This is a genomic window from Facklamia hominis CCUG 36813, assembly GCF_000301035.1.
In the GTDB taxonomy this organism is placed as follows: domain Bacteria; phylum Bacillota; class Bacilli; order Lactobacillales; family Aerococcaceae; genus Facklamia; species Facklamia hominis.
In genome coordinates this window covers 666803-671328 of record NZ_JH932292.1, presented here as the reverse complement: position 1 = coordinate 671328, position 4526 = coordinate 666803, and the positions used below count along the sequence as shown (strand labels likewise).

Here is a 4526-nt window from a genome sequence, read left to right as displayed (position 1 = left end):
AATATCGTAGTAACCCCAGGTAAGGATGTCGACGGTCCAATCGATGTAACCGTTGAAGATCCAGATCTTCCAGGTGGAAAAGTTGAAATTGAAGTTGAAGTCGAAGGCCATAAAAAAGGTCAAGACGACAACAACTCTGACAAGAAACCAGAAGATAAGAAGACATCTGTTGATGAATCCGGTAAGAAACCCGTTAAACCAACGGATGACAAACAAGACACGGGTGTTAAGGTTACAAACCCTGATAAAGACACCAAGGTCAAAGCCAAAGACGAAGATGGAAAAGATATTCCAGCAGAAATCGATGAAAATGGCAATATCGTGGTAACCCCAGGTAAGGATGTCGACGGACCAATCAATATTACGGTTGAAGATCCAGATCTTCCAGGTGGAAAAATCGAAATCGAAGTTGAAGTTGAAGGCCACAAGAAGGGTCAAGACGACAACGGTTCTGATAAGAAACCTGATATAGGATCTCAAGCAGATCAAATCGATCCAACAATCCCAGCGGATAAGACCTTAGTTGGCGATAAGAATCACTTAACCGAAGATGAAAAAGCCAAGGTTAAGAAAGCCATTGAAGAAGCTAACAAAGACAAGTTCCCAGCTGGAACTAAGGTTGAAGTTGGTAATGATGGTTCAGCAGCCATTACCTATCCTGATGGTTCCAAAGATTACATTCCAGGTCACTTATTGGTAACTGAGAAGAATAAATCTGGCCAAGACAATTCAATGGATCACTCTTCTACTCTTCCTCAAACGGGTGAACAAGATCCAACTGCAATATTCGGTCTAGCTGCCTTATCTATTCTTGCAGGACTTGGATTAGCCACTCGAAAACGCAAAGAAGACTAGATATAAAAGAATACCTACTATTTAAAGCACACTGATTCCCTCAATCAGTGTGCTTTTTTCTGTAAAAAGTCCGGATGATATTTAAAATTACTAAAAAAAGCAATCATGTAAAGGGTTTCAAAATAAAGCATTATCTTATTTAATCATAAAACTTTTATTTATTGTTATTTTTTGTTATTATAGCTATACTATTGATAAGATTCTTTATAAATTATGTTGAGATTGTTTGGGGACACCCTTTAGTTAAGCATGATTAATAGAGTATCTTTGATCATTAATAAAGGGGGGGCTTAGATGATTGAAACTAGGTAGACTACAATAGGAGCCTAGCTAAAAATCTAATGCAAAAAATTAATGAAGTAGTTTTGTTGTAAAGATTATCTATGAACTAGGTAAACTGAATAAACTATCTTAGTTTATGGGTAACCGAGAATGTAAGAAAACTTAAATATTAGGAGGAGAAAAATGGTAGGTAAAAATAATATCGATGCCTTAAACCGTAAAGCGGCTAATAAGGTCAATCGTTATGGAATTCGTCGTTTATCAGTAGGGGTTGCTTCTGTAGCCGTTGCTGGTCTATTATTCATGTCCGATGCGACATTAGTACAAGCTGCTGGAGAGAATGGAGATGCACCCGTAGTTGAAAATACATCGAATGTAGATCCTGAAGTGACTTTGTCTGATGATCAAGGAGAGAAGACAGACGATGAAGGGTCAAATGAGCATGCTAGCGGTGAAGCAGCTTCACAAGTAGAAGAACCAGCAGCAGATGCGACCAGTGAAGAAGGTTCATCAAATGAGAAAACGGAAGACTCGCTAGAAGGATCGAATGAAGCAGAATCAGTTGATAGCCGTGCGAGTCAAGATGAAGCTCAATCAAAAGAAGTAGTCAATAAAGCAGCTGAAGATTCATTAGAAGTATCTCCAGAACTTAAACCAGAAGCTCAAAAAGCTGGCGATCATAAGGCAATTACTGAGGACCAAAAGAAAAAAGCTGGTCAATCTGCCAACAACTGGGATGAAAAAATCACAGAAGATAATGACTACTGGAAAGCCCCAGAAGGCTATAATAAGGCTAAAAACATGGGTGGGCTTAGTAACGGTGGTATGGCACTGAACGAAGTAAATTACCTCGGAACCTATACGGACGAAACAGGCAGAGATGTAATCAGACTTGAGTGGAAGGGAGATTCCAGAACATCAGAATCTGTTTGGATGGATCAACTTTCCCTAGCCTTTAAATTCCAAAAAGACCTATATGAAAAAATTGACTGGGATAGGTCCTATGTTTATTCAACATCTAAGGGTGAACAAAAATTCTTGTTTAATAATGTAAACGCAGCTGACTACCAAGCAGAGTTTATGTTATCACAGATAACTGGTTCCTACACAGGAAACCTATATGAACTGCCTATGAACCTTGTCTTAAAAGAAGGTGTTAAGATATCTGACTTAGGAAGGAAAGACTATCTTGTTCAACACAGGGGTTATGATACAAAATATAAAGAAATATTAGCTAACTTCCCAGGAACAGTTGGAACTAGAGAGCTAAATGATGTTGAGTATTCTCAATTTACAAAAACAACCGTTATTCCTCTAAACTCCAACCTTCATAATGATATAATTCCAGCTAACTCAAATAAAGAATCTAACAGACTAAGTTATGGTTCAAGTGAGTATGATAGTGAGAAAAAAGTTATAAAAGCTAAACACTACTACAGAAAGTCTGACTCTATAGACTCATACCTAGGTAATGTTGGATTTACTCAATCCTTTGACGCAAGACTCCTTGACCTACTAAAAGAAGATGAGTATGGAAACGTAGCTTATCTTAATGTTAACGGAATTGGTGATGAGAAAGCCTACAAAGACACTCCGAAAGTAGGTATTAAGAGAAACCAAATCAATGTTAAAAATGGTGTGGCTACAATTTATGTAGTGGGATCTAGCTTTGAATCAAACCTAGATAAAACTGGAAACAAGGTAGTTCGTGCTACATCAGGAAATATTACAACAGGTATCTACTCAACCCTATTTAAAACAGCTACTATAAACTATGTAAATACTACCATTGAATACAATGTTGACGAGGATATGATTTCAAAATTATTCCCTCAAAACAAATACCTACAAGCATATGCTTTCCAAAGTGGATTTATCCATGAAAACAAAGATGGTTTCCTAAAATCTGAACAAGAGGTAAAGGAAGATACTGTTATCGATAAAGGTAGCAAGCTTACTCTTGAATTTAAAGATCAGATGAAAGATAAAGGCAACCAATATGTAATGCAAATTGGCGATACCTACCACATAATGAATGATAATTCAGCTCCACATAGAGCAAGTGACTTTGAAACCATTACAGAAAGAAACGCTGGTGGTATAGGTTCAGCTAGAAATATGAAGTACGACATTGACATGAAAGCTGGTAGAACCCTATCTGCTGGTGAAAAAATCAGACTCTGGATTGTAAATGACAATGGTCACAAATACGAAAGCCAAAGCTGGAGACTATATATCAATACAGGTAATGCAGAAACTGATAAGGATATAGTAAATGTAGAGGGCGACAACTTCGAAAAAGACTATAACCCATACTACTTCCAACACTCAAAGAGCGTTGATGGCGTAATGGTTACTAAGTACAAACATGTACCACAAGTAGAAGAAATATTTGATACAGATAAAGAAATTGTAGGTACTGTACGTAGAGACGAAAACAGTGTAACAGGTTATTACATGAGCCCAGATGGTGAGAAGTTCTACTTTAGTACTGTAGAGTCTGCTAATGAAGATGGAAAAGAAACTATAATTTTAGACGAAAATGGTAGAAGAGTTGAAGAAGGCGATAGAAAATACGAAGAAGTATATAAATATGCCCTAGCTCAACTTAAATCTGAAGATGGCAAAGAAAATCTAAAACTAAAAAAAGATATGCCAATCTACCTAAACAACTCAAGAAAAGGACAATTCCCATCAGACCCAGTTGTAGAAAAGGTAAAAGCAAGGGTTACATTTGACCAAAACTACGAAGGAAAACCTGAAGATACAGTAGTAGTAGCTCCAGAAAACAAACAATATCTTGGAAATGCTGGTTACACACCAAACGGTCTCGACTATAACGGTAAAAATGTTATGCCGGAAGATCCAACTAGAGAAGGATATACATTTGTAGGTTGGGCAACAACACCAGATGCTACAGAAGCAAACTTCACAAAAGACACTGCAATCGAAAACTCCTTAACTGTTTATGCTATATGGAAAAAAGCTGAAATCACTGATGACTTCACACCATCATACACTGACGCTGACGGTCAAGTAGGTACACAAACTACAATTACAGCTCCAAACTTCACAGATAAAGATGGTCAACCAACTACAAAACCAGAAGGAACAAAGTTCGCTCTTGGCAAAGGTGCTCCAGCAGGTGCAAAAATCAACGAAGAAACTGGAGAAATTACCTACACACCGACAAAAGAAGATGCAGGAAAAGATATAAATATTCCTGTAATAGTAACTTACCCAGATGATTCAACTGACGAAGTAAGTGCAAAAATAAGTGTAGTTGACGAAACACCAGTTGAAAAAACAGAAAACCCAACAATCACTGCACCAAAAGCAGGCGATAAGGAAATTACAGGTAAGTCTGAACCAAATGCAAAAGTTGAAGT

General features: G+C 37.4%; 2 protein-coding genes. Both read left to right on the top strand.

Annotated elements, in window-relative coordinates; translation table 11 throughout:
* Positions 1 to 855 (top strand): LPXTG cell wall anchor domain-containing protein (locus tag HMPREF9706_RS09190; RefSeq protein WP_006907881.1); only part of this gene is annotated, 855 nt, incomplete at its 5' end.
* A 465-nt stretch (positions 856 to 1320) separates the two neighbouring features.
* On the top strand, positions 1321 to 4526 hold a 3206-nt coding region (locus HMPREF9706_RS02915), incomplete at its 3' end, for a YPDG domain-containing protein (protein ID WP_006907880.1).